20 protein-coding genes are annotated in these 19205 nt (G+C 43.3%); 8 read left to right on the top strand and 12 right to left on the bottom strand.

Features of this window, described 5'->3' with window-relative positions:
- Positions 1–171: 171 nt before the first annotated feature.
- The 4 genes from MHB37_RS05470 to MHB37_RS05455 form a co-directional block, all read right to left on the bottom strand.
- Entirely contained in the window at positions 172–930 is a 759-nt protein-coding gene (locus tag MHB37_RS05470) for a DUF3600 domain-containing protein (protein ID WP_076303360.1), read from the bottom strand.
- On the bottom strand, positions 917–1504 hold the full coding sequence (locus MHB37_RS05465) for a sigma-70 family RNA polymerase sigma factor (RefSeq protein WP_076303361.1): 588 nt from the start codon (positions 1502–1504) through the stop codon (positions 917–919). Before MHB37_RS05465 ends, MHB37_RS05470 begins: the two co-directional genes overlap by 14 nt.
- A gap of 614 nt (positions 1505–2118) precedes the next feature.
- Entirely contained in the window at positions 2119–3081 is a 963-nt protein-coding gene (locus MHB37_RS05460; protein WP_076305351.1) for a DUF4367 domain-containing protein, read from the bottom strand.
- On the bottom strand, positions 3078–3644 hold the full coding sequence (locus MHB37_RS05455; protein WP_076305350.1) for a sigma-70 family RNA polymerase sigma factor: 567 nt from the start codon (positions 3642–3644) through the stop codon (positions 3078–3080). Before MHB37_RS05455 ends, MHB37_RS05460 begins: the two co-directional genes overlap by 4 nt.
- A 218-nt stretch (positions 3645–3862) precedes the next feature.
- On the opposite strand from MHB37_RS05455, the gene MHB37_RS05450 reads away from it, so the two are divergent.
- The 5 genes from MHB37_RS05450 (at position 3863) to MHB37_RS05430 (ending at position 7441) form a co-directional block, all read left to right on the top strand.
- On the top strand, positions 3863–4282 hold the full coding sequence (locus MHB37_RS05450) for a MarR family winged helix-turn-helix transcriptional regulator (RefSeq protein ID WP_076129540.1): 420 nt from the start codon (positions 3863–3865) through the stop codon (positions 4280–4282).
- Between the two features lie 171 nt (positions 4283–4453).
- Positions 4454–5101 carry a hypothetical protein gene (locus MHB37_RS05445; RefSeq protein ID WP_076305349.1) on the top strand — a complete coding sequence of 216 codons (648 nt, stop codon included), beginning with the start codon at positions 4454–4456 and terminating at the stop codon, positions 5099–5101.
- A 12-nt stretch (positions 5102–5113) separates the two neighbouring features.
- Positions 5114–5425, top strand: a complete 312-nt coding sequence (locus tag MHB37_RS05440) for a hypothetical protein (RefSeq protein WP_076129542.1) — start codon at positions 5114–5116, stop codon at positions 5423–5425.
- Between the two features lie 103 nt (positions 5426–5528).
- The gene (locus MHB37_RS05435) at positions 5529–6662 is read left to right on the top strand and encodes a copper amine oxidase N-terminal domain-containing protein (protein WP_076305348.1); all 1134 of its coding nucleotides are present in this window, start codon (positions 5529–5531) and stop codon (positions 6660–6662) included.
- The gene (locus MHB37_RS05430) at positions 6659–7441 is read left to right on the top strand and encodes a TatD family hydrolase (protein ID WP_076305347.1); all 783 of its coding nucleotides are present in this window, start codon (positions 6659–6661) and stop codon (positions 7439–7441) included. Before MHB37_RS05435 ends, MHB37_RS05430 begins: the two co-directional genes overlap by 4 nt.
- A gap of 899 nt (positions 7442–8340) precedes the next feature.
- Here MHB37_RS05430 and MHB37_RS05425 read toward each other — a convergent pair.
- The 4 genes from MHB37_RS05425 to MHB37_RS05410 form a co-directional block, all read right to left on the bottom strand.
- Positions 8341–8907 carry a histidine phosphatase family protein gene (locus MHB37_RS05425; protein WP_076305346.1) on the bottom strand — a complete coding sequence of 189 codons (567 nt, stop codon included), beginning with the start codon at positions 8905–8907 and terminating at the stop codon, positions 8341–8343.
- Between the two features lie 617 nt (positions 8908–9524).
- Positions 9525–10826, bottom strand: coding sequence for an MFS transporter (locus tag MHB37_RS05420; protein ID WP_405169022.1), 1302 nt, complete (start codon positions 10824–10826; stop codon positions 9525–9527).
- Between the two features lie 74 nt (positions 10827–10900).
- A complete protein-coding gene (locus tag MHB37_RS05415) occupies positions 10901–12052 on the bottom strand; it encodes a winged helix-turn-helix domain-containing protein (RefSeq protein WP_076316919.1) in 1152 nt (383 codons plus the stop codon).
- Positions 12053–12199: 147 nt separating this feature from the next.
- Positions 12200–12916, bottom strand: coding sequence for a DUF4309 domain-containing protein (locus tag MHB37_RS05410; RefSeq protein ID WP_405169021.1), 717 nt, complete (start codon positions 12914–12916; stop codon positions 12200–12202).
- 555 nt (positions 12917–13471) lie between these two features.
- Between MHB37_RS05410 and MHB37_RS05405 the strand changes: the two genes are divergently transcribed.
- Genes MHB37_RS05405 through MHB37_RS05395 form a run of 3 tightly spaced genes read left to right on the top strand, consistent with a single transcriptional unit; the run spans position 13472 to position 16615 of the window.
- Positions 13472–13999: a sigma-70 family RNA polymerase sigma factor gene (locus tag MHB37_RS05405; protein ID WP_341143899.1), complete on the top strand. Its 528-nt coding sequence runs from the start codon at positions 13472–13474 to the stop codon at positions 13997–13999.
- Positions 13996–14334 carry a hypothetical protein gene (locus MHB37_RS05400; RefSeq protein ID WP_405169020.1) on the top strand — a complete coding sequence of 113 codons (339 nt, stop codon included), beginning with the start codon at positions 13996–13998 and terminating at the stop codon, positions 14332–14334. The genes MHB37_RS05405 and MHB37_RS05400 overlap by 4 nt, the downstream gene beginning before the upstream one ends.
- The gene (locus MHB37_RS05395; protein WP_405169019.1) at positions 14324–16615 is read left to right on the top strand and encodes a hypothetical protein; all 2292 of its coding nucleotides are present in this window, start codon (positions 14324–14326) and stop codon (positions 16613–16615) included. The genes MHB37_RS05400 and MHB37_RS05395 overlap by 11 nt, the downstream gene beginning before the upstream one ends.
- Before the next feature lie 77 nt (positions 16616–16692).
- Here the strand turns inward: MHB37_RS05395 and MHB37_RS05390 are convergent, their stop codons facing one another.
- From MHB37_RS05390 to MHB37_RS05375, 4 genes are all read right to left on the bottom strand, one after another.
- The gene (locus MHB37_RS05390) at positions 16693–17502 is read right to left on the bottom strand and encodes an SDR family NAD(P)-dependent oxidoreductase (RefSeq protein ID WP_076129551.1); all 810 of its coding nucleotides are present in this window, start codon (positions 17500–17502) and stop codon (positions 16693–16695) included.
- 46 nt (positions 17503–17548) lie between these two features.
- Positions 17549–17983: a MarR family winged helix-turn-helix transcriptional regulator gene (locus MHB37_RS05385; RefSeq protein WP_076129552.1), complete on the bottom strand. Its 435-nt coding sequence runs from the start codon at positions 17981–17983 to the stop codon at positions 17549–17551.
- Positions 17984–18100: 117 nt separating this feature from the next.
- Positions 18101–18640: an RDD family protein gene (locus MHB37_RS05380; RefSeq protein ID WP_076194832.1), complete on the bottom strand. Its 540-nt coding sequence runs from the start codon at positions 18638–18640 to the stop codon at positions 18101–18103.
- A 35-nt stretch (positions 18641–18675) separates the two neighbouring features.
- Positions 18676–19203, bottom strand: coding sequence for a hypothetical protein (locus MHB37_RS05375; protein ID WP_076129554.1), 528 nt, complete (start codon positions 19201–19203; stop codon positions 18676–18678).
- Positions 19204–19205 lie beyond the last annotated feature (2 nt).

The raw sequence follows: 19205 nt of genomic DNA, 5'->3' as shown, positions 1-19205 counted from the left end.
AATACTTTTTTTGACTCAATTGATTATACATTTATTCAATTAGTGATGTATAAAATACAAATTAGCCGAATGTAAAAAACCACCAGAACACAAGGTGTATTAGACCTTTTCTGGTGGCTTTTCTAATGCTACTTCTATCCATCGTTATTCAATACATGCATTTAAATTCAACTAAGAACTAGGTTTAATCATCATGTCCAGCTTATTTATATAAGGGCCGAGCGCTTCAATTAACTTCTCTTGGTTTTGTATCTCCTCTTTCGAAAGCCGATCCATATGAACACTTCCATCTGCATCAAATACCTTGGCATCATAGCTTTGCAACTCATTTATTAATTGTTCGATCTCCGCAAACTCTTCTTTAGTAAGCCTCTGTTCTGCTTTTTCCAGCAAGCCATCCCAGAAAGTATCACGATCAACGACAGCCGCCTTTGCCTTAGGGATTTCCGTTTCATTCATTTTCTCAAAATAAGGTTTAAGCTCAACCTGTAAATCGTTATATGCCTTTTGATCCTTCGCACTTAACTGTTCCAGGTGAAAGACTCCTTCAGCATCGGCCATTTGCAGATTGTAAGCTCCCAATTCCTCTAGTAATGACATCAATTTTGTGAATTCCTCTTCGTTAAAACTTTGCTTCGCGCTCTGCAGCTTGGCTTCAAGCCTGTCATATTGTTGCTGGGTTACTCCAATCGTAGCAGCAGTTGCTTGTGAGCCATACAGGGTATCCGCCAAATAATTATATCCGGCATATGCTCCAGTAGGAATTAATAATGCAGCCGCCAAAATGCTTGCTACAAGCCATTTTTTCATTCGTCTTCCCCCTAACCTAGTCTCGGTCTGATTTAGTATTTGCTCCTTCAGTTCCGGTGGGGCACTTAGATTTCTCGCCTCTTCCTGCAGAACTGTCCGTAACTCTTCATTGAAATTCATGCAGGTCCTCCACCTTTCCCTTAAAAAGAGTATGATTTTCTGGCTTCTGACGAAGCTTATGCAGTGCAGCATGAATACGGGATTTCACCGTACCCAGAGGGATACCCAGTATCGCGGCACTTTCTTCCTGTGAATATTCATTTAAATAGTGCAGAATAATCACCTGCTTCAGCTTAAATGGAAGACGATCAACACTTGCTAGTAGACGGCGGTTAGCTAACCTGTCCACAACATCACTAGTGAAATCAGGTTCCATCCTTAGATCAGTCTGCTCTACTTTTTTGACCATTCGGAGATGCGTCCACCTCTTTCTTCGATAGGCATGAATTTGCCGCATAACCAGCCCCATAAGCCAAGGCCTAAAAGGACGATTGACGTCAAATTGCTCAAGCGACCGGTGCATCTGAATATAAATCTCCTGAACAACATCATCCACATCGGAGGTTTCGCGAACGAGAAAATGAACGGTCTGATACACATCCCGAATCGTTGCTTCATATAGTTCACTGTACGCTTCACGGCTGCCGGCTAGCGTAAGCGCAATGAGCTGAGAATATTCATTTGGATGTTTCATCCCTCTCAATCCCTCCTTCGGTCTTACACTATGTATTGGTAAATAGAAAATAAATCGTTCGATTTATTTTAAAAAAACAACCAGGCAGCGATTTTCCGGTTATTGGAGAATCGCTGCCTGGTGTTTTTACTCTGCAGCGGCTTATTGGAGTAGATGAAGTCGGCGGAAGCTGGTCTTCAGCTTTGCTTGAGCAGATTATGCGCAGGTGGAAGCTGATCTTCAGCTTTGCTTGAGCAGATTATGGGCGGTGGAAGCTGATCTTCAGCTTTTCACACCAGCTTTGGCCGGACCCTGCCGAAATCTATGAGATAACTGCATTCTGTACACTTATTCCGTATGCAAAAGGGTTTACTCTGATTTTAAGTGTATTCTATACAACTAAAAAGCAGAGAAATCTCCTATAGTGGTGTAAATCGTGAAAATAAGTGTACGAAATACAATTATATCCATCGAAGCGTTGTTTCGCAGAAATATAGTTGTACGAAGTACAGCTATATTCTCCCAATCGTTGTTTGCATGTGCCCTCAATAAAGCGAAAAAGGGGAGATCCATATGGATCATCCCCTTACCCGTATATACTCGAATAGTAACCGCCTATCTTTCTAAAAAATCAGTCAGCGGATAGACTCAGCAACTTTGATCAAATCATTCTTGTCCAAGCTAGCAGATGTTACACCGTATAACACTCCATTGGCTTCCCAGTCCAACCCTTTTCCATTAACCAATACAGCATCAACTCCGTTAATCTTCATTTTTTCGATGGTGCCATCCGTCGACATCTCATAAGCCGTTTCGGAATCCGCGTGCCGCTGCTGCATCGAGATGATCTCATCGGTAGCTTCATTAACAAAATATAAATTAATATATTTGCTGTTGATCACATCACCATTGCTATCCTTATAAAACTCTGCACGATCAAAGGTATAACCCTCTGGTAAATACGCCGGTAAGCCCACATCAAAAATCGTATATTCGTTTAGCTTGCTAGAATCCCTCTCAATCAGCAATTCCTCTTTCTCTTGATCCCTCTCAGATTGCGTAACCAGTCTGCCGTCTTCAACTCCGACGATTTTTTCCCCATCAGCATTGTAGATATCACCTGCCTCTTGAGCAGCGTCGAGGGTCACAAGCGCATTTCCTTTGCTATCAAAAATCTTCCCCTTTAAGTCATCCGGAATCACGTTGGAATCCGCAGAAAATTCTACTTCATGGGCTACAATATGGCCTAAGTTTATCGTTTGCAATACTTTCATTAACAGCTCCTGCGCAAATGACGGCTGCACAAAAGTTACACTTAATACGCTAACCACTAGCAAAGTTGCCAGCATAACAGCAGGACGTCTTAATCTATGTTTTGTATGCAATCCTTTCTCCTCCTTTTGGCCGGCATACTTTCTCCGTGCCTTATTCAGAATGGCTGTTTTGTCAGAGCCCTCGCTGAGATCTTTATGGGCCAGAACCCTGCCTAGCTCCAGCAGCTCCTTGTACTCCCCAGCACCCTTTAAATCATTTGCCGCTCCATATATACTTTCATCTAAATCTGCTGAGAACTTCTGCTGTATGTCTTTACTGTTCATAGCTGCTCCACGCTCCCTATTTCAGTCTTCAGCTTTTTCATAGTCCGGTAGAGTATCACACCGATATTGCTCTCCGAAATTCCCGTAACCTGGGCAATCTCTCTATTTCTCAGATTAGCACCAAATTTTAGAGCCACAATATTCCGCTCCTTTGAGCTCAATGTATTTAAGGCTTCGTTAAGCCTTCCACTACGTTCTCCCTGGAGGATCAAGCTTTCCGGATCTTTCCTGCTAGAAACCAGTTCCTTGACGGCATCCAGCGAAAAGAAACTTTTCCTTTTAAAACTCCGGTAATGATCATTGACCACATTTCTGGCAATGGCGAATAGCCATACCTCTAAAGGAGCTTTTTCCTGAGAATAGGTCGATAGTTTCGCCAACGTTTTCTCAAAAACGAGGCTTGTCAGATCCTCAGCCGTATAAAGAGAACTAACCCGGTAAGCGATGTAGTTGAATATTCTTTTATAGTAGGTTTCAAAAACCGTTGTGAACAAAACATCTATGTCAGTATTTTCCTGTATATTCTCTTTTACAAAAGGATGAAGCAATGCGCGCTCATGCATCAATCGAACTCTCCTTTCCCACCACATTTTCACTTAGCTAAGTAAATTCATCAGTTAATACGATACATTTCCAATTTCATTACAAGACATAAAAAAAGAAGAGTTCCAGCGCTAATTTCAGTCTTTCTAACCAAGCTACAGTAACCCGGCAACTTGACAAGCTTATTATAGCTTCTATATATTTTAGTAACTAAAGTAAATTGGAGCGAGGCAATGTTATGAGCACAAAGGAAGAGAAACAAAATGCTATCCATAAGGTCATGGAATCTATGGCAAATGTGCAGCAGAAATCCCAGTTTTTCATTGATATGATCACTAAAAAGGAAACCCTGACTCACAATCAGATCATGCTGCTGTTTCAACTCCGGCTTACCGGAAGCTTGAACATTACTGACATCTCTGAACGCTTCGTGGTTACACCCGGAGCCGCTTCTTCCATGTGCGATAAGCTTGAGGAAGCTGGACTTATTGAACGGGTGCGGACTAAAGAAGACCGCAGAGTTGTCAATATTGTCCTTACAGAACAAGGTGATCAGCGTATCCATACAATATTTGAAGCATTTCCTACCCCTGATCTGAATAAAATCTCCGGAACTTTAGAACAAATAAATAAATTGATGGAACAAATGATGCACTAACAGCCTTCATTTTGCTCCTTATCAGCTATACTATTTTCTATAAACACTGTCTGTCAGGAAACTGACGGCAGTGTTTATTTAGCTTTAACTCCCAAATTATTATATTGACTATATATTATAATGAATATATATTTTAATCATTAAAATATATTTCGAAGGACGGTACTGTAAATGTCCAATAATAACAATACTTATGAACGTACTGACATGATCGATCCACCCTTGAAGGTAAGAGGTTCGCAGTTTGTTCGAGAGAATATTAATGCGGTCACGGTTGATGTGTTTGGCCACTTAAGTACCAAAGGGAGCGTCTCGACTTCTAAACTCAAAGTATCTGGTGACTGTACAATTGGGGGGAATTGTAAGGCCAATCAGGTAAACAATCTAGGGAGTCTGCGCGTTCAAAATATCCAAGCAGATAATCTCCGCTCTTCTGGATACATGTCCGTAGCAGAAAATGCTGCAGCTGGGACTTTTTATGCTGAAGGTGCCGTGAAGATAAAGAGACTAACTGCAGATTCATCGATTGAGATCCGTTTAGGCAATAGAAGCACTGTCGAGGTTATGAGAGCTGGCGGTAACATTATCGTTAAACCCTCTTCCAAGTTGATTAATGCGCTGATGCACCCTTTTCGAAAACTTACCTGCACAACAATTGAAGGAACTAACATAACGTTATACCGGACGACAGCTGACCTTGTGTGCGGTGAAGAAATCATCGTCGGACCGGGTTGTACCATTGGGGAAATCCGCTATAGCAAAAGTCTGACGGTGGATCTTAAGTCGCAAGTTGACCGAACTGTATTTTTAAACCCATAAAGGAGAGTTTACATGGAAAAAAGCACTCATTTGTCAGGAGCCACTGTGCTCAAAAACATCGCCAAAGGAGCCATCATCTTATTCTGTGTACCAATCCTTAGTGTCTGGGCCGTGGGGAGTGTTGTCTGTGCAATCATTGCACCTATCGGTGGTGTACTAGGTATTGTTGGCATCCAAGGAATAGGACTAAATGCCTTTCCAGATTATGATTTACCGAACATTCTCAGCCTTCCAATCGGTCTCTGCCTCTCCTTACTTTTGTTCATTTCTTTCTATTACACTCGTCGTTTATTGCGTGGATGCCTGCATTTTATTAAAAACTAGCGAACTGTAACAAGCTTGTATTCTCTTTGTTAATAGAAAGTGACCTACAACGCGCTGTTTTATTCTATACTTAAGGGGACTGGACTTTATCCTGGAGGTAATTATGAATAAAATCATCGCTATCGGAGCTATCACGCTCTTTTTGGCCGGATGCGGAGCATCGGCAACCATAGATATGGATACAACAATGGCTATTAACCAAACACAAGCTACTTCAGCACCACTGAAACTAATCGTCGACGGCGAAGCCGTTCTTCCTACTCTCTCCCCTTTTTTCCTAGACGATAAGGTCTATGTACCTGCAAAAGTATTAATGGAATACTACACCTCAGAACAAAAATGGGATAATAACTTAAAGACCTTAACCATCTCTGATGGAAGCAGTAGTTATGTTCTGAAACCGGACAATGAGTATATGCAAGCTGACGGATATCAAACCTCGCTTGAAGGACCAGCTATTCTACGAAACGGTATTTTATATATTCCAGCCGATTCCTTAAACTCTCTGTCTGGTGCCACTGCGCAGCTGAATGCAGCTGAAACTGAAGTATTAATAACATCAGGGGATGTTAGTACTACCGTCAGAACACCCAGCGAACCTCTTGCTATTGCTACAGAAAATGACCAAGTGAAGCTGTATGCTGCCCTTAAAGATGGCGGTACCTATGAGGGATTTGTTGTAGAGGTGAACGGTAACAAGCATACATTTGATTGGGAAGCACCCAGATTGCTGAGTTACCCTCCTGAGATTCATTATGCCGACGTCGATCAGGATGGGCAGGAAGAAATCGTTGTCATTCTGTGGCTTGGAACAGGTACGGGCATGTCCATGCAAGAGCTTCACGTGATTAAGCCTAACCAGTGGGAAGAAGTCACTGTCCCTTCTGCAGATAAAGCTGCCTCCGCATTGGTTACGTCAAAAATTTCTAATGAAAAAGGGGACGCCCTGATTCAAATTCAAGTTAAAGGCTCAACTCCATCCATGGTGACTTTGCGATATCCAGATCGTGCTGAGGATGGCAATCTAGGCGAAGAAGCCGGCATTGGTGCTGTTACTCACTACATAGTGGAAGAGGGCAAGCTAAAGGCGGAAACAAATGTTTATATTGGATTTCTGGAGAGTATTGGCACACTAACTTTTGCCTACAAACCGGGAAATGATGGAATGGAACCCGACTCTATTCGCTTTGAGGTTCATGAGGAATTAGCTTCTTACGTGGAGGGTGAACAGTTATGATTGATGCCCATATACATTTAGAGCAATATGAACCTGAAGTTGCCGAACAGATACTGAGTGAACTGCCTGAAATGGGAGTTAAAGCCCTTATCGCTGTCTCTATGAACTTGGACTCTTGTATACGCACCCAAAGACTTGCAGCCATAAATCCCGGCGTGGTCCGTCCAGCTTATGGCTTTCATCCAGAGCAACCCTTGCCGCAGGATGCTGAGCTGGCTGCTCTACTGAAATGGATTGAGAGTCAATCTAGTGAGGATTATATTGCTGTGGGGGAAATCGGGCTACCTTACTATTCGCGTGCTGAAGCCTTAGAACGGGGCGAAACCTTTGATATGGAGCCCTATATTGAGCTGCTGGATCAGTTGCTTGGGTTAGCTTCCCATCTCAATAAACCTGTGGTGCTGCATGCTGTCTATGAAGATGCGCTTATTGCTTGTGATCTCCTGGAGAAACATAACATACAGCATGCCCACTTCCACTGGTTCAAAGGTCCGGAAGAAGCCATTGCCCGCATGATGAAGAACGGCTACTATATCTCCTTCACACCGGATATCCTGTATGAGCCGGAGATACAGGCGCTTGCCCGCCGTTATCCACCAGAACTAATCATGGCTGAAACCGATGGTCCTTGGCCGTTCGAAGGACCTTTTGCAGGGAAAATCACCCATCCGTCTATGATTCGGGAAGTCGCCGCTGCTTGGGGAGCGCTCCATGGTTACACTCCCGGTGAAGCGGAAGAGTTATTGACTGCGAATACTAAGCGATTTTATAGCTTGTAGATGCTCTATAGCTTGTTGATAGGTCTATAGCTTATAGATAGATCTATAGCTCGTAGATAGATCTATTCTAGGAGTAGAGAAAAGTCAGGGCCTTAGCTATCCTAGCCTAACGCCAGACCAACATTATGAATAAACACAGCTTGGCTTGTGAATCCGTATTTTTCATAGTGGAAGTACTGGTCACAAGCCGACCTTACTTAATCCAGATCCCCTTACCCATTTTCGTTTGATTCGGTAATATTTTCGCGTACATATTTTTGCGTATGTATTTACGTGTACGTAGTTACGCGTATGTAGTTACGTGTACTTATACATGCACGTATTTACACAAGCGTATTTACACGTACTTATACCTGTACGCATTTACACAAACGTATTTACACGTACTTATACCTGTACGCATATACACAAACGTATTTACACGTACTTATACCTGTACGTATTTACACAAACGTATTTACACGTACTTATACCTGTACGCATTTATGCGTGCTTATTTACCTGTACATAGTTACGTGTACGTAGTTTACGCGAACTTATTTATCTGTACGTATTTACGTGTACGTAGTTTACGTGCTTATTTACCTGTACGTAGTTACACGTACCCATTTACGTGTATCTATTTATCTGTACGCAATTACACGTGCATATTTACGCGTGTGAAGCCGCTATCGGACACCGCTGACCTTATATGCAGCAATTCCCCACTTTTGGGATGAGAACGGACCCCAGAGTCGCTATTGGTATAAAAAATACCCAATAAGGTGCTCTTTTTAAGGAATAACGACGTTGGAGTCCGAAACCATGCTCCAAAGGCTAATAATCTGTGAATAATGTCAACTGAGTCCGTAAGTCTCAGGTTGATGATGCTCGGGCCGCTTGTTGGCAGCCCCCAATAATCATAACTGCTCCACACCCACTAACGTTCCGCCTGTGAACTCCATTTTATAAATATCCGGCTTTGTGGTTTGAAGTAAAAAATTCAGATCATATTTGGCATCAAAATAGTTCATCATAAGCGTCATGACTGCCCCGTGAGTTCCAATAGCAACCTTTTGACCGCTGTGATTACTCAGAATTTCTGCCAGTACACTAACTGAACGCTTCTGACACGCATGAATGGATTCCCCACCAACTGGGACAAAATCCGGATCTTCAAACATTTTTGCCAGTAATGGATACAGTTCCTGATCAGTCATAATCGTACTTCCGTCCGAGAAATGGATCTCCCGCAGGTCTTCAACACTTTGAATCTCTGCTCCTAACTCCTGCGCCAATCCAGAAATCGTATGTATAGCCCGAAGGTATGGACTTGAATAGAAGACTTGAATTCCTTCCAGACGTAATTTTTCCGTTATCTTGCGGGCATCTGCCTCCCCTTTCGCGGTTAGTCCGCGAGTCCTTTCAGTTCCTCCGGGCAGTTTGGGCGACTCACCGTGCCTCACCATATAAATAAAAGTAGCCATCCTTTCCCTCCTTTACCTCTACAAATTCTAATGTTCTAACCAATCTCCTCTACACACTAAAAAAGCCCTTATGGACGAGAAACTGTCCTATCGGGCTAGGTAATATTGTAACTTATAACGTTTCGTGCAGCAGTTGCTTTAGATCACAAAGTAATAACTTATTGAGAGGTCACTTATTAAGGAGATACTTATTGAGAAATCGCTCACTGAGAAGTCACATATTAAGGCGACTATGACTAAGGAGACTCTTAATTGCACTATATACAACTATTAAGCGGTAAAAGAGGCCTCCTGAGCAAATAAGTGTACTCTGTGCAGCTAAAAATCATCTTTCCTAGACTAAAAGGGAGAAAATCAAATAATAACTGCACAAAGTACAACTAAATCCCAGTTCGATCGCTGAAAGGGAATTTAACTGCACATTCTGCAACTAAATGCTAGCGAGTCACGCTAGGTTGTATTTGCCACTCAAGCTTTCTAGTCCCGCCAGGGATCGGCTAGGGAGTCACGCTAGATTGACTCTGCCACTCAAACTTCCTAGTCTCGCTAAAGATCGGCTAGATTCTCTCTCCCACTCAAGCTTTCTAGTCCAGCTAGCTAGACTAGCGTGCTACCTGCTAGCTACCCTCCATCACCTCAACCGTCCTAGCCTGCTCCGCAGAGCTATCGCTCTTCTCTTTCTGCGTAGGCCACAGTACGCGCCCGAAGGCGATGCCCAGCACACCAATCAGAGCGATTACGATGCCAAAATTCAAAAAGATACGGCTAGGCCCAGCGGCCTGAACCATCATTCCGCCAAGGAGTGGAGCGCCAATCATAACTCCGCTAAGAATGGTACTCTGAATACCGAATACACGCCCTGTCATGTGCGGGGGGGTTTCTTTTTGCAGACAATAATTGAACGTGATAATAAAAATTCCGTTCCCAATACCTAGTAAGAACCCTAATAGCAATACAGAAATACTGGAAGCTCCTGGCTGAAGCAGTCCAAGTCCCCCGACCGATAAACCCATCAGCACATAACCCGTTCCAAGCTTCCAGCCATAACCTGTTCCGCGATTCATTTTGTTCATGACCATAATGATGAATACAGCACCACCTCCGGATGCCGCCACGAGCCAGCCCAGTAAAGATTCATTAGAAGGTGCAAGTACCCTGAATAGACTGGTGAATTGAAAATCAATCATCTGAATAGCCATTGAACAGACTATGCCAAACAGCATGGTATTTAACAGCAACCTACTATGCAGCATAAAGCTCCAGCCTTCCTTCCACATCGTACGGAGGGGGACACGCTCCTCTTGATCCCCCTTACCTTCTGTGCGAACTTGTTCTACATCACTTTTCTTAACTGTAAGTAGGAGCAAATAGGAACAGCCTCTGAGACAAGCATTGATTAATATACACCACTGTGGCGTAAGAACAGACAACGCGAAGCCGCCCAGTAAAGGTCCCGCGATTTTCGAGCCTTGATTCACAAGCCCATTAAGCGAGGTGGCTTGGAGCAGCTGATCTTCTCTAACCATACTACGGGTCATCGACTGCTGAGCAGGCACGTTTAACGTAGAAATGGCAGCACGCAACATCAGTAATGGGAGCAACCACACCATACTGGGTGCAAATAATACGAATACGGTTAACAGTGCCGTAAGCAGATCACACATTCGCATCAGCTTCAGCTTGTTCAGTCGGTCAGCCACTACCCCTGCGAACGAGCCCAGCAAAATCCCCGGCAAAGCTATGGAGACCGGAATCAAAGCCAGCATTAGCGGGCTGGCCTGCCAGCGGTACCCTACGAGTACCTGAATCGCTAAGGCATCGAACCAATCCCCAAAGGTAGCCGTCGCATATGCGCTGTACACACGCATATACACCTTGTTCTTAAGCAGGCTCGTGCCTGCTTGTGTTGAAGCATTCATTAAACATTCCTCCAAATTACAATTAAGAACTTATTAGCATGACCTTAATGTAATGGAGAATTGTCAGAGAATTATCAGGGGGCAGTCACAAGGTTCGTAAGCACGGTATCCAAGGATTGTTCTAACCGATGGAACCCCCGCTCTTCCTTCTCTCGTTCAAATAAATTCACATATTTGCGATACAAAGCTGGCTTGGGTGGAAACTCGTTACAAAAATGAACTATTCGATACAATGCATATATCCGCATCGGCACGAACCCTGACATCTCAAGCACCTGAAGTGCCTCATCCAACAGTTGCTCGGCTTCACGCCAAGACTTACGCCGTAGAAACCACAAGCCCCTTGTAACTTTATAACTACCGATCTCACGCAAATAAGGTTTCTCCAGCAAAAGTGCTTCAATGTCTGTTGCCATCCGTTCTATTACGTGATCTTCTGTTCCCATCCACAAGTGTGTAAGCATTTCTGAGGTCGCCGTTATAGGAATGAAACTCTCATACCCCGGCTCTTTAATCACTTCATATGTTAGCTTTAGTCGTTCCAGTGCTTTTTCCGGTTCCCCTGCCAGCGTGTACAAATCCAGAATATTTAGAATCTCCACTTCTCGATGCTGAGGCGGCAAAAGAATCTTTTTCTCAAGGACTAACTCGCAGAACTCTAGTTTTTTCTTAGGATCACCCAATAGAACATAACAGATTAATAAGGAATAAAACCGTTCCTCTATCCCCACCTCGGTTGTGTTCAGCAGCCAATCCAAATCTCCCTGTACAAAATGAATATAGATCGAATAAAACGGATCCATCGCATACCCCAAAACATCCTGTTGGCGTGCGAGGATTAACATCGAGCGACCTTGGCCATATAGGTGATATTTCTTGAATACTTCCCGCATCGTCTTTTGCATCTCTAAGTCATATGTAGTCGGATTGGCCATAGCAGCTGAGGGCTCCTGCATAGTCAGACTATAACCAAATCCCCGAACAGTCTTAATATCTAAGTCTTGAAGCTTGCCTAGCTTTTTACGAAGCCGATAAATATGATCATCTACCGTTCGCTCTACCGGATATTCAAGCGGCCATACTTTATCCAATAGTTGTTCTCGACTGAATGTACGCCCTCTATTTTTGTACAAGAACTGAAAAAGCGTAAATTCTTTTGGGAATAATTCTATCGTTATCCCTTCTGCGGTCACTTTATATTCACTTTCATTTAATTCCAGCTGCATGATAGAACCTCACTTTCCCCGAACCCGCTCATTGGTTACATTATAACAGTCCGTCCAAGGCCTACTCCACCTCAAAAAAGAATATACAAAAAGAGCAACCCCAGATTCCTCTGCATGATTGCTCTCTCCTCTTCTAACCCATGCCACTTACCCAGCCATATTGTTAAAAGAATCCTGTTCACTAAATACGGATATATGATCTACTGTACCGGTCGAGCTTGGAATAATAAATTTCAGCTGGTATTGGTCATTGGCTTGATAGGTGTAAATCTTATCCTCTCCGTTCACTTTGGTATCGTCTGGCTTGCCGAGTGTTGCCTCAATTTGCTTCAGCGTCAGCTTTTGCAGCGCGGAATCACTTGAACGAACATCGAAGATTAAACTTCCTTTATTAAATCCAAACACGACATGTCTGTCAGTGTAGGTAGCATAAATACCTTTTCCCGCTGACTCCTGTTGATCAGGTTTGCCCCAATCCGCTTCGACCTCATCAATAAGTCCGGTATGAGCGGCATATTTTACACCAGGCACCTTCCCTTTTTTGGCAAGCTCGAATAACTCTTTAAGCTGTTTGTCGCTATTTTGTGAATTTGAGCTGGTTGAATCTTTATCAGTCTCCGTAGGGGAGGAAGTCGCTGCTGGTGCAGTTTCTGGTGCAGTTTCTGGTGCAGTTGCTGGTGCAGTTTCTGCTGGGGTGCTTGATGGACTAACTTCCGGCTCAGAGGATGCTGTTACAGCCGTTTCTGTTGGGGCCGTTGCCTGGGATTCTGAATTCCCCGCCTCATTGTTCGAACTGCATCCAGCAAGCCCAATCATTCCTGCGAGTAGGATAGAGCCTGCTATTAATTTTATCTGTACTGACATGATGTCATCTCCTTAGTGGATTACCTTAAAGTCGACTTGCAAAAAATGAAACTGAACATACAGACGAGGTGAAAATCAAATAGTTGCAGGATAGCGGCAATACTTCTGGCTAACCCTCTTTTACCCATATCTACAAATATAAATTCATAAACACTCTATTTTTCTACATAAAACCCTTTTTTCCGACACCTAACTCAAGTAAGTTTCTCTTTTAAAATCTCCACATAACTCCATTTAACTATAAACTCGTGAACTCATAAGCTCATAAACTCATGAACCATATGACCTTAGACGTCATTCCCAGCCCCGAAGGGTTTCATTGCAGAACGTACAATAGAAAGGAGCTAATCCTGCTTAAAAAAGCAATCCATTGCATTCTGTGCAATAGATTCCAACAGTAAACCCATATCCGGCGTTCCGGCGTCCTTCTGAGTACACGAACTGTAATCGCGACATTTGTTGAAGAATTTTCCATCCAAACGCAACCTTAATCCTCCAAGCCGCATCTTATTAGTAAAGGGAGGGGAGCTGCATCTGAATATTATAGAGAGAATTGTGGCAAAAGATGAGTCAGCTCTCCGCCTGTTAATGGACGAATATGGAGATATGCTGCTACGAACCGCTTCTTTATTGCTTAAAGATAGACAAAGTGCCGAAGAAGCGGTACAAGATACTTTTATTCAAGCTTATACCAAAATGAGTCAGTTACAGGAGCCGGACCGGCTGAAGGCATGGCTGATACGGATAGTGGTCAATCGCTGCCGCATGAGGCAACGGACTTGGAGCTGGCGTAATATTTTCCCGGCGGGAGGGTCAGAGCTGCAAATTAACGAAGATGCTGACTTCACAGCCGGAGCAGAAGAGCTTTTTATGGTGGAATGGCATAATGTCAGGCTCGCCGAGTCCATGAGAAATCTTGATTATCTATACCGGGAATGTCTGACGTTATATTACTTTCATGAGATGAGTATCCGGGAAATTTCCGAGCAATTAAATACATCTGAAAATACGATCAAATCCAGACTCGCCAGAGGCCGGACGCTCTTAAAAAAGATTTTGGTGAAGGAGGGACATTTCTTATGAATACAGAACGCGATACGGTCAAAAAGCAGCTGGATGAAGAATTAAAGAACCTCCAGTTCACTGGACACGACCGGGTCATTAAGCAGACTCACCCTCCAACCTTTGGAGCCCGTTTATTGGCGCTGTGGAATAAAGAAATTGAGATCCCTGTCAAACCTATAGGTGCGATCGGTGCCATAATTCTAATCGTTTCGCTGACCCTGCATCAGCCAGAGATTAAACAACAGCCACAACAAAACACCCCGCAGCGTGCGAACCGAGAACTAATCGAAGCTGGAGGAAATACGTATTGGAAGGATATCTACGAGCAGGCGGTGAAAAAACATGAGAATTAAGATAAAAATCAAACATCTGGTGTTATTCGTGTTACTCCCTGCCTCCCTGCTTATTCTTCTGTTTAACTTCTTACCTTCACAGGCGCAGATAGATCAGAGCACAGCTATTCAATCTAACATAGCTAGGACTGATCTTCTGCAAAAGCTGGCTTCCACAACCGGGAGTAAACGTATCGAGCTAATCCGTACAAACATCCTTGATAAGGATCACAGCTATGATCCCTACAGATATGACGTTAATGTTAGCCCTTCGATGAGCCAGTGGAGTAATGATGAAACCCAGCGTTCCGGTCTGTTACCGGAGGACATAGTACCTTTACTTGAGGAATATATCCTTGAGGGGCCTTCGGATAATACACGTATATTTGCGGCTAAGCAGTTAGCTTATGAATATGATGCTCTTGGCCGAAAGGAAGATGGAGATCAAGCGCTAATCACCGCAGCGAAACAGTTAAACAGCAGCTCCTCTGTAGCTAAACAGCTGGAGCTCCTTCGAGCGGAGCGAGCCCTAAATAGTGGCGATATAACAACCGCTGAAACAATTCTTGAACAAACCCCCTTTCCATCCGAGTCTCAGGAAGAGCTAAACGCACAAAAGGCATGGCTTACCGGGCGTTTACTCTTTACAAAAGGCGAAGCGCAGGAAGCACTTGCCGTAGTAAACGATGGCTTGGAGAGCTACAAAAAATTCTGGCAGGATATTCATAAACAAATGAACGCTGCCACCAGCAGTTCGAACGAAGGCTCCAGAGACAATACAGGATCAGCAGCAGCACCAGAAGCTGGGACTTCGGATACTGAAAGACAGCTGGAATCGCTTCGAACCGCAATTCAGTCTGCTATAGATATGGGAAATACTTCAACTGCTGTCGTCTCCGGTACCCTTACAAGAAGCGATGGCACCCCAGTTCCGCGGGCTGGTATTTTTCTCCGCGCTGAAAGCGAAGTTAACCATAGCATCACTTCTGCTGAACCCTACCGAATCGTCACAGATACTGAAGGACGTTTCGAATTTCACGGTGTGATTCCGGGCTTTTATCAGTTACAGCTTGGACTTGGCTATGATCAGATCGACGGCTGGACTTGGCCTGTACAATATGACGATTGGATTGAAGTTAAACCAGATGACAGGTTGAATGAGAGCATAGTTCTACAACCTCTGCTTGAGCTGCAGTCTCCCATTAATCAGGAAACCCTAACAGGCAAGACCATAGATTTCCGCTGGAAAGCTGTTGAAGGAGCAGCTTACTATCGTTTAAGCGGTGGCGGGGAGGGGGCCGTGTTGGGCGTACAAATTCGGGATCGTATTGTAGATAACCATATCTCCATTCCTGTAGAAGAACTTTACGATGGCGGCGGTTTTTCCTATGGCAGCAGTGGAGATGGCTGGGAATCTATTGATCCCCTCTCCCTTCTCGGATTTATGAATCCCGAAGTGCGCTTTTCTTGGAATATTGAAGCCTTAGATGCAGATGGACGCCTGATTACCCGCAGTAATGGCTACAGATTGAACGAAGACACCGTCGGCAATCTGCCGTTCTTTTATCTCAAGGAAAGAGAGCTTACTACGGCTGACCAACTACTACTGGATAAAAAAACGGATCAGGCACTAGAAATGTACCAAAAAAATATTGCCGATGACCCACAGGATGTTCATGCCCTGCACATGCTAGTAAAGTTGATGCTGGCAAAATCATCTCTCACAAAGGATACAACATTAGAAGATAAGGCGATTCCCTTACTCGAAAAGCTAATACAACTACAGCCTTCTACTAATTACGCCTTCACATTATCGCAGTACTATTTTGACCATGCGGACTGGAAGTCGTATAACGAATATTATTCCTACTACAACGAACTAAACGGACCCAATACTAACGGTTATGTACTTTCTATTAACGCCACAGCCCTCATGCAACAAGGGAAGCTTGAAGAAGCTCGTAAACAATTCGCGATCGCCCTAAAGTATGATGATAGCCATCGTTTTATTGGCAGCTTTTTGGCGGCAGAATTATACGCTGGTGAATCACTCTCTTCGGTAATGACACTTGCTGAGCGTTATCCTGAACTCAGCTTTGGTCATAGTGGGTATCGCTGGCCACAAATGATTAAACAACTGTTAGCGGAACGAAAAAATCAACCTAAAGTCTTTGACCAAGAGTTAAAAGAGAAGCTTGGATGGTATGTGAATGGTCAAACTGATGAGTTAAAGCAATGGATCGCAAATGCCAAACCCTCCGCTTTGAAGACCTTTATGCAGGCAGTTTTAGAGGTAAGCTAATTCATTAAAATAAACAAAAATCCGGTCCCGCTCGACAAATTCGAGCATGGACCGGATTTTTAATTACACATAATCTTTTATTTAGATTTAGCTTCCATCATGTAATTCTGGAAATCCGTGATACTTGGGTTAGACATATAGTGGCCACCCTCTACTTCAATCGTTTGGCCTGTGATGAATTTGGATTCATCCGATGCCAGGAACAAAACCGTATTGCCGATATCATCAGCTTCACCGTGATAAGGAAGCGCGTTGAATTTTTGGAAAATATCCAATACCGCTGGCGGCATATTTCTTGCAGCGGCAGGTGTTAGGATCAGCCCTGGTGCCACCCCGTTACAACGGATTTTGTCTTTACCATATTGTGTAGCGATGTAACGAGTAAGGTTCACAACAGCTGCCTTAGAGGAGCCATAAGCAGTACGCAATGAATCCCCTGCGAATGCTGACATCGAAGCTGTGTTAATGATCGAGCCTCCGCCCGCTTTAATCATATGAGGAATAGCAAACCGGCTGCCTAACAGAACACTTTTGGTATTTACGTTCATCAGGCGATCCCACTCTTCCAAATCTATATTGACCACATCAAGGTCTTTTTGCAGATTAGTTAGACCTACATTATTAAACAATATTGTGATGGTGCCATACTGAGCAACTGTGAAGTCAACAGCTTCCTTGATCGAATCCGCTTGGGAGGCATCTAAGAAAAGACCTTCAGCTTCTCCGCCTTCATTTTTAATCTTAGATGCTGCTTCTTTGGCTGCTTCCACATTAAAATCAGCAATAACAACCTTTGCTCCTTCTCTAGCTAATAGAGTGGCAGCTGATAAGCCAATACCTGAAGCGCCTCCAGTTACTAATGCAACTTTACCTTGAACTCTTCCCATGTTCATACCCCTTTATAATGTTATTGTGCTTCTAAGATGACTTGGTTTATGTTTCAGAGCTATCAAAGCTCGTTAACAACTTCTCATAGATTTTCAAGAATTGCTGCAGTTCCTCCTCATTGAGCTTTTGGAACATTTCAGCTCTTAGCTCCTGTCCCTTAAGCTGTGCTTCCTTCAAAACGTCTTTTCCTTTGTCCGTGATAGATAGAAGTACATTCCGTCGATCATCTTCGTTATATTTTCGCTCGGCCATCTCCTGCTTAATTAGTCGATTAGCAATGTTAGTCATTGCTCCCGGCGTATATCCTAGTCTCTTAGCCAAAATAGTCTGCTTCAAGGGGCCTTTTTTATTCAATTCGCCCAAGACTAGAACTGGAGATATCCCAATATTGTGATCAAATGCGTTCATCCATCGGACAATAACTTCATTCGTAAATAATTCAACTGCATGTATTAGCTTAAAAATATCTGGATTTTCCAAGAGGTTCTCCTTTGGCATTCATGATGATCGGCTGCTTATAGAAGTATTTTAACACTAAAATATTTAATAGTAAAATATCTAATATTAAAAAAAAGAATGCTTGGTGAAAAGCATTCTTCAAATTGCGGATTTCTCAACAACATAAGTGCCAGCCAGCAAATCGTGAATCGCACGTTTACGGCGATGTAATCCAACCAACAAGTAATCCACCAGCATGATTGGACCCAGGACTTGAGTGAGGTCAAAAGCCAAATCCGACCATAAGGATAATTTGGCGGAAATAACGGTAAAGTCATAGCTGCTGACCGCAATTACCATTGAAAGAATCATACTAATCATTCGGAAAACATTTCGAATCAGAGCTTCCTTCACTGTAGGGTAATTCCCTTGCTCATTGACAATTTTTATTTTTAAAATCAGCTTCCCTGGAGTTCCGCCAAATCTAACGATCATAAAGATATCAAATGCGATAAACAAAATGTACTCCAGGATAATAGGTATCTCCGAGTGTAATGAAACAGCTAATGAATTAAGTATCAAGTATACGATAACCCCAGGTATTCCAATGACCAAGAAATCAAGAATGGAAGCCAGCACTCTTTTCCAAAAGCCTATAAAATTCTCCTGATCCAAATGCTCGGGTAGAATGTTATCCATGCAAGCACTCCTCTCTCTATCATTTACTTTGTCGCTCAATCCCTATTTAACAATCCCTTCCTCAGATGCTCTTGGATAATGGACTCCAGCTCTTTGTTATTTTTCACAATTACCCGTTTATCAGACAGAGTATCCGTTAACTCTATAATCCTATGTGCGGCCTCATGATCATATCCACGGTTCCATTCAAAAATCATCACATAGAGATTCTTAAATGACTGCTTGTAATTTGCTTGCTCTAAACCCAGTCTTGTTTTTATAAACCTTGTAAACACTCTCAAATCCCTGATCACTTTATTAGGATTCAAAATAACGATTAAGTCAGCAGCTTTAAAACTCTCTTGTCCCCATTTGTAATGTGCGCCTTCCAGAATCCATGAGGGTTTATCAAGGATTTCCTCCAACTGAGCATCCCTTGCTTCAACTGAAAAGCGCAAATTCTCGGCACTTCTGTCCCATACCAAGTTGTCAGTCTCGTAATACTCTACACCGTATTTTCTAGATAACTCCCGGGCGATATAGGATTTGCCGCTGCCGCAAGCTCCAATGATTCTAATCTTCATAA

Source organism: Paenibacillus sp. FSL H3-0286, assembly GCF_045040705.1.
Lineage (GTDB): Bacteria > Bacillota > Bacilli > Paenibacillales > Paenibacillaceae > Paenibacillus_AQ > Paenibacillus_AQ odorifer.
The sequence above is the reverse complement of the archived record's forward strand: the minus strand, read 5'-3'. Positions and strand labels throughout refer to the sequence as shown.

Coding starts and splice junctions, on each gene's coding strand:
- MHB37_RS05470 (WP_076303360.1), bottom strand. CDS start 930: ATGAATTTCAATGAAGAGTTACGGACAGTTCTGCAGGAAGAGGCGAGA.
- MHB37_RS05465 (WP_076303361.1), bottom strand. CDS start 1,504: ATGAAACATCCAAATGAATATTCTCAGCTCATTGCGCTTACGCTAGCC.
- MHB37_RS05460 (WP_076305351.1), bottom strand. CDS start 3,081: ATGAACAGTAAAGACATACAGCAGAAGTTCTCAGCAGATTTAGATGAA.
- MHB37_RS05455 (WP_076305350.1), bottom strand. CDS start 3,644: ATGCATGAGCGCGCATTGCTTCATCCTTTTGTAAAAGAGAATATACAG.
- MHB37_RS05450 (WP_076129540.1), top strand. CDS start 3,863: ATGAGCACAAAGGAAGAGAAACAAAATGCTATCCATAAGGTCATGGAA.
- MHB37_RS05445 (WP_076305349.1), top strand. CDS start 4,454: ATGTCCAATAATAACAATACTTATGAACGTACTGACATGATCGATCCA.
- MHB37_RS05440 (WP_076129542.1), top strand. CDS start 5,114: ATGGAAAAAAGCACTCATTTGTCAGGAGCCACTGTGCTCAAAAACATC.
- MHB37_RS05435 (WP_076305348.1), top strand. CDS start 5,529: ATGAATAAAATCATCGCTATCGGAGCTATCACGCTCTTTTTGGCCGGA.
- MHB37_RS05430 (WP_076305347.1), top strand. CDS start 6,659: ATGATTGATGCCCATATACATTTAGAGCAATATGAACCTGAAGTTGCC.
- MHB37_RS05425 (WP_076305346.1), bottom strand. CDS start 8,907: ATGGCTACTTTTATTTATATGGTGAGGCACGGTGAGTCGCCCAAACTG.
- MHB37_RS05420 (WP_405169022.1), bottom strand. CDS start 10,826: ATGAATGCTTCAACACAAGCAGGCACGAGCCTGCTTAAGAACAAGGTG.
- MHB37_RS05415 (WP_076316919.1), bottom strand. CDS start 12,052: ATGCAGCTGGAATTAAATGAAAGTGAATATAAAGTGACCGCAGAAGGG.
- MHB37_RS05410 (WP_405169021.1), bottom strand. CDS start 12,916: ATGTCAGTACAGATAAAATTAATAGCAGGCTCTATCCTACTCGCAGGA.
- MHB37_RS05400 (WP_405169020.1), top strand. CDS start 13,996: ATGAATACAGAACGCGATACGGTCAAAAAGCAGCTGGATGAAGAATTA.
- MHB37_RS05395 (WP_405169019.1), top strand. CDS start 14,324: ATGAGAATTAAGATAAAAATCAAACATCTGGTGTTATTCGTGTTACTC.
- MHB37_RS05390 (WP_076129551.1), bottom strand. CDS start 17,502: ATGGGAAGAGTTCAAGGTAAAGTTGCATTAGTAACTGGAGGCGCTTCA.
- MHB37_RS05380 (WP_076194832.1), bottom strand. CDS start 18,640: ATGGATAACATTCTACCCGAGCATTTGGATCAGGAGAATTTTATAGGC.
- MHB37_RS05375 (WP_076129554.1), bottom strand. CDS start 19,203: ATGAAGATTAGAATCATTGGAGCTTGCGGCAGCGGCAAATCCTATATC.